Here is a 4,975-nt window from a genome sequence, read left to right as displayed (position 1 = left end):
TGAGGCGCTTTGGCCTGTTTTTAGAACTGAATTTCCGGTAATGGCTATCGAATAGATATGCGTTCCCTTTTCGACGACTCTCATTTCAATCGTACTCAATATTGTAGGGTGATAAGTTAATTTTACGGTGATACTTGCTTGTCCCAAAGCAATGCCCATAACCTGACCGTGCTGATCTACACTAACCACACTTGGGTCACTAGATATATAGGTAATTTCCGGATTGGCTATCTCATCTCCATTATCCATAGCGGTTACATTTAACTGTATTGTTTCATTGAGCAGCACATGAGCTATCGTTCCCTGATTGATATGTAATGCGCAGGTATGAGCAATCTCGTACTTCCATTTGTCCGCAATATTATTTTCCACGTCATCATAAGCTGTATTAATGCTATCCAATGTGCAGCTTAACTGGATGATGCCATTCATCGTGCGATCCATTCCGACTATTCTAAATGGCTGATGAGTCATATAAAATCGTTGGCTTAATGTAATGCCACTTGTATCTGCATTGTCTTGTACGGTAACCAAGATGTTGCCCTCTGGCATGGAGATAACTTTACCTGTTTCCGTTGAAAATGTTCTAGCTTTTACCACAGCATCAAACCATTCTACCTGCCCGTTCCAGTTCAAAGCCAGCCGTTGATTACACTTTTTCATTCTGCCTCGACAAGACTGTCCATTTCGATCCACCTGACTGGTAATTAAATAACGTTCATAGCGATAGTCTACGATATCTCCTGTACGTAAAGGTGTTGCTGCACGGATTATCTTTTCATCAGTGTTTTGGATATTATTTGTCGTATCTCGAATCAGACCAAGCTGTCTTACACCGTTTATGCGTACAAGCTCGCCTTTCTCTCGCAGGAAGAAATCTATCATCGGCTCTAGACTCCTTGTCATTCCTTCACCTCCACTGCAAAATCTGGCTTGCAGCGATATAGGTGCAATTCCACATAATCACTCCATTCCTTGATGTCCAAAATAATAAAGATACTCGTGTAGATTTGGACATAGCGATTCGACTGCAATAAGGATTCCACCAGTGGACAGAAAGCTCGATATGTCGTCTCCAGTGTGTAGCCATCTTCAAATGAAAAGCTTTTACGATAAGGTTGTACATCTGCCATCACTGACAGAACAGGGTTGAAATGTGTAGCATCTAAAATTTCCAACTTCGTATCGTAAAACATTAATCTGTTCCGACCTTGATTTTAGGCAGAGGAAGAGCCAGTCGAATACTTGCCGGAATTTCTGTTTCATAGCTAGCTGAGCGTTCACCTTCTTGCTTATTTATAAGTCCGACCGAATCCCTATTTTTATAGAGATACACCGCATAATCGACCATGACTTCATCATATTCCACTGGCAGTGTTACCACATTACAATAGCCATAAATATTACTCCTCGCTTTATTCAAATAGTGGATCAGGATATCATCCTTGGATATGTCTGTTGGTTCCATGCCTAATAACCGTTTAAGTAAAATCAATGAATCATTCATGTAACTGGCTCCTGTTCTTCCTTTACCTGTGTCTTCTCGGTACGCTTCATATTCTTGACAGTTTGAGCTTTCGTTAGAGTTGCTTCTTGCTTAGTCTCATCTGGTTGCGGTTCCTCTACTTGCTCATAATGCCCACTGGCCTGTAACCTCAACACCAACTCCTGATCTGTGACTTCCCATACACATCCTGTTTCCTGATTCAAAAACCACATCTTATTACCCTCCAAAAATGAAAAAATAGGGCATCCAAAACGGACACCCCAAACGTGTTTCTTCTATTATAATGTGTTTTTATATCATTCACTTTCAATTAAGACTTATTGGCTGTGAGTACAGCGAGAGCTTCCGGCTTGATACATTTGGCTCCAAATACCTGCAATCCTTTCACCGCATCTGAAAATTGCTTTTCTGGTCTGAACGCTTCCACCGAATCCACTTGCCCGGCAAACGAAATCGCACTCTTATGACCTGCGATGATTTTATACTTGGCTCCTGTGGTATTCGGCACATTGTTGGATTTATACACCGTCATCCCATCGATATCTCCTACATAGCCTGTGCGGATAATATTTGGGTCTTTGGTGAAACGAGCATCCTTCAGTAGCAAGCCATAGTACCATGCAGGAACCACCACAAAACGCTCGCTTTCCGGCACATTATTTTCATCCAACAGTACGCCTAAATCAATCAGCAAATCATAGGCTGTATCTTTAGTTGGAATTACAGGCGTTGTATCGTTACCCATCGTATTCTCAGCTTTTACCTCTGTGTAGAATCCAGCAAGATACTGATCCACTACATTGGCGAGTCCATAAGAGGCTTCCACAATTCCACCATCCAGCAGATTCACATTCGCTTGCGCAGCATCTACATCATCCACCTGAAAATTAAAATACTTCGCTTGATCGATCACTAATGTTTTTTGTGTAGCATCCAGTTCCTGTGGATTCCCGATTCCAGCTACTTTGTCATAATTGCCAATCATCACCGCTCCAATCGAATTAATTTTCACTGTGGAACCCTGACCTTTAATCTCACCTTCATAATCAGTGTTGACCACGTTCCCATATACCAAATTCTTTTTCAGACTTTCATTTAAACGTGCGCTCCAAATCGTAGGAATAAAATGTTGTACTGTCATATTCTAATCACCCTGTCCTTTTCTATTGATTATTGTTTGTTTTGTAATGCTTGTTTGACTTGATCCCAATGCTGATTAATCTCGTTTGGCGACATGCCTTTAATCGCATCCAATGTAAATGTGTTACCTGTTGAACTAGCCGGAGGAGTATAGCCATCTCCTTTGAGTCGTTGCTCAACTTGCTGTTGAATAGCCAGTTGGAGTGATTGTTCCAGCATAGCCAAATTCGCTGTCGTCGCTTCTTCATCTGTACCAATAAAAAAATCCACTAACGGGAGTGGAAGTTTCTTCTCGGATGCAATTTTGATCGCTTGGCTGGTCAACCGTTCACGCTGCTTCTCTAGCTTCATATTTTCCACTTCGGCACGTAGCTTTTCGACTTCGATGTCTTTCTCATCCTTTGCCGGGAATCGCTTCTTGATCTCAACATCCACTGCACTTTCCAAATGATTGGCTTTCCACGTTTCCAGCGATTTAGCTGATCGTTTGTCCACGGTGCTATCGAACCAACTTTTTGCTTGCGGATTAGATTGGATATATTGCTCCATCCCCTCCACGCTATACGGATTCAAACCCTGAAGATACGCTTGCCATTCCTCATTCGTTTGGTTTTCTTCGATCAACTGCTTCACTTGTTCTAAATTCATTTTCGATAATCTCCTTTATCGCCCATTCGACTCACAGAACCGAACACGCTTATGTATGTATTAAGCCGTTTAATGTCATGCTCAGGACAGCAATGTAACGCATTAGAAATCACAAAAACGAGGAAAAGGTACAAACATGCCCACTCCCCACTTTTACCTATTTTTCATCCTTTGTTTATATAGCTTTTTGACAGCCTAAAGCGTTACATCAAGCCTATTGTTTGCCTAAACTTCAGAAACGTATATATATGCTGAAACTGTATAATATTGAATATCATGTTCAAGACAATCATGTAACGCATTAGAAAACGCAAAAGTGACGAAAAGGTACAAGCATGTCAACTCCTCATTTTTACCTATTTTTAACCCTTTGTTTATAGGGCTTTTTCAACCTCTAAAGCGTTACATCAAGCCGTCTTTTTGTCTGAACTTCCGAACACGCAATCTAATATTTTCTTTTCTCGTTTTACCTCTGCATTTGTCACAATATTTCTGCCGATTCGAATTTGCCGAAAATGTTCCTCCACAACGTGTACAGTTCACCCTCGGCTTCGCTGTCTTAGGATCAGTCTCTACATTACGTTCAGACTTATATTCTTGATCCAACTTCTCATCCATTGGCAAAACTCCATTTTCAAAATAGATACAACGGGGAAGAACATCGGCTTGAGCGAAAAATACACATGGGCCATCTTGTAAACAGCAATAGTTTGGGATACCGTGCTTTGCTCCAAGATAGCATGCACAATTATTCTTAACTAACCGCTTGAACCTATTTTTATTCTGCATCTGATACCTCCTTATCCGTAGCAATTAATCGTTGCTGCTCCGCATGAAATTTATTGAATTCCAGCTTGGGATTCTCTACAAACGGTAACAGTGTTAGCAATGTTTCCTGAGATACGACTTGCTGCAATTTAACGATTACATCTGCCATCCCAACCAAATCTGTCGGCAAATTACGAGTAAACTTCACCGCAATATCCCGGTAATCATATTGCACACCTTCTTTAATATGCAGGAACGTGAAGAAATTCCGAATTCGCTGCTTGATTGCCTTTTCCATTAACGCTTCACGCATCGCTACTCGATTCTCCAAATTCAGCAACTTATTTCTCAACGCCAAGGAGGAGGTATTGCTGGCCCAGTTTTCATTGAAGTTAACCTGATCCATCATATCGAAGATTTTGCGTTCAATATTGTCCAACTCATTTTTCACAAAAGAATCGTTAATCTCCTTCGTAAGCCAGCTTACCTTCCCTCCAGCCGGAACCTGAATAATGCCCATCTTCTTCATATTCAATAAGTCCTCAGCTTCCAACTTGGCATTCTCAATCACGAGATAGGCGTTGCGATGATCTGCGATTTCATTGACCAAATCAGAGTTCAAAGCGTTATAGGCATCAAATAAAGAAATCACATCATGGAAGCCACTTTTTCTCTCCGTATTGGCTGGACAGGAGATAAGCGGGACTCTTCCAAAGATGTGATTATGTTTGCCGATATATTTTAATTCAGGTGCTTGGTTTTGCTTTATTGGATTGTGTTTATCATCACTACTTATTGTATAGTGTAGAATTTCATGATCGGTATACACGTCCAAATATACTTGCTTATCGAATCGACGGGTAAATTTATGTAAGCCTAGTAATACATTTCGTTCTGCTGTTCCATCTTCCA

General features: G+C 40.9%; 8 protein-coding genes. All 8 read right to left on the bottom strand.

Translation table 11 applies throughout. The annotated features are described in order from the left end of the window. A partial coding sequence (locus ACIFQM_RS23995; protein WP_430066294.1) for an Ig-like domain-containing protein occupies positions 1 to 906 on the bottom strand: 906 nt, incomplete at its 3' end. Then, on the bottom strand, positions 903 to 1,196 hold the full coding sequence (locus ACIFQM_RS23990; RefSeq protein WP_430066292.1) for a hypothetical protein: 294 nt from the start codon (positions 1,194 to 1,196) through the stop codon (positions 903 to 905). The genes ACIFQM_RS23995 and ACIFQM_RS23990, both read right to left, overlap by 4 nt. Next, positions 1,196 to 1,507 carry a phage head-tail connector protein gene (locus ACIFQM_RS23985; protein ID WP_430044586.1) on the bottom strand — a complete coding sequence of 104 codons (312 nt, stop codon included), beginning with the start codon at positions 1,505 to 1,507 and terminating at the stop codon, positions 1,196 to 1,198. The genes ACIFQM_RS23990 and ACIFQM_RS23985 overlap by 1 nt, the downstream gene beginning before the upstream one ends. Next, the gene (locus ACIFQM_RS23980) at positions 1,504 to 1,719 is read right to left on the bottom strand and encodes a hypothetical protein (protein WP_430044585.1); all 216 of its coding nucleotides are present in this window, start codon (positions 1,717 to 1,719) and stop codon (positions 1,504 to 1,506) included. Before ACIFQM_RS23980 ends, ACIFQM_RS23985 begins: the two co-directional genes overlap by 4 nt. Before the next feature lie 98 nt (positions 1,720 to 1,817). Further along, positions 1,818 to 2,648, bottom strand: a complete 831-nt coding sequence (locus ACIFQM_RS23975) for a P22 coat protein - protein 5 domain protein (RefSeq protein WP_430045731.1) — start codon at positions 2,646 to 2,648, stop codon at positions 1,818 to 1,820. Positions 2,649 to 2,677: 29 nt separating this feature from the next. Continuing rightward, complete coding sequence (locus tag ACIFQM_RS23970; RefSeq protein WP_430042257.1) at positions 2,678 to 3,295, bottom strand: DUF4355 domain-containing protein; 618 nt, start codon at positions 3,293 to 3,295, stop codon at positions 2,678 to 2,680. A 402-nt stretch (positions 3,296 to 3,697) separates the two neighbouring features. Beyond that, positions 3,698 to 4,084 (bottom strand): hypothetical protein, encoded by a 387-nt coding sequence (locus ACIFQM_RS23965; RefSeq protein ID WP_430042255.1) that lies wholly within the window; start codon positions 4,082 to 4,084, stop codon positions 3,698 to 3,700. Continuing rightward, positions 4,074 to 4,975: phage portal protein (locus ACIFQM_RS23960; protein WP_430066290.1), on the bottom strand; the 902-nt coding region annotated here is incomplete at its 5' end. The genes ACIFQM_RS23960 and ACIFQM_RS23965, both read right to left, overlap by 11 nt.

The organism is Paenibacillus sp. NRS-1782 (assembly GCF_050467685.1).
Classification (GTDB): domain Bacteria; phylum Bacillota; class Bacilli; order Paenibacillales; family Paenibacillaceae; genus Paenibacillus; species Paenibacillus terrae_A.
This window is presented reverse-complemented; position numbering and strand designations above follow the sequence as displayed.

Excerpts from the sequence above, each read along its gene's own strand:
- ACIFQM_RS23990 (WP_430066292.1), bottom strand. The coding sequence starts at position 1,196 with ATGTTTTACGATACGAAGTTGGAAATTTTAGATGCTACACATTTCAAC.
- ACIFQM_RS23985 (WP_430044586.1), bottom strand. The coding sequence starts at position 1,507 with ATGAATGATTCATTGATTTTACTTAAACGGTTATTAGGCATGGAACCA.
- ACIFQM_RS23980 (WP_430044585.1), bottom strand. The coding sequence starts at position 1,719 with ATGTGGTTTTTGAATCAGGAAACAGGATGTGTATGGGAAGTCACAGAT.
- ACIFQM_RS23975 (WP_430045731.1), bottom strand. The coding sequence starts at position 2,648 with ATGACAGTACAACATTTTATTCCTACGATTTGGAGCGCACGTTTAAAT.
- ACIFQM_RS23970 (WP_430042257.1), bottom strand. The coding sequence starts at position 3,295 with ATGAATTTAGAACAAGTGAAGCAGTTGATCGAAGAAAACCAAACGAAT.
- ACIFQM_RS23965 (WP_430042255.1), bottom strand. The coding sequence starts at position 4,084 with ATGCAGAATAAAAATAGGTTCAAGCGGTTAGTTAAGAATAATTGTGCA.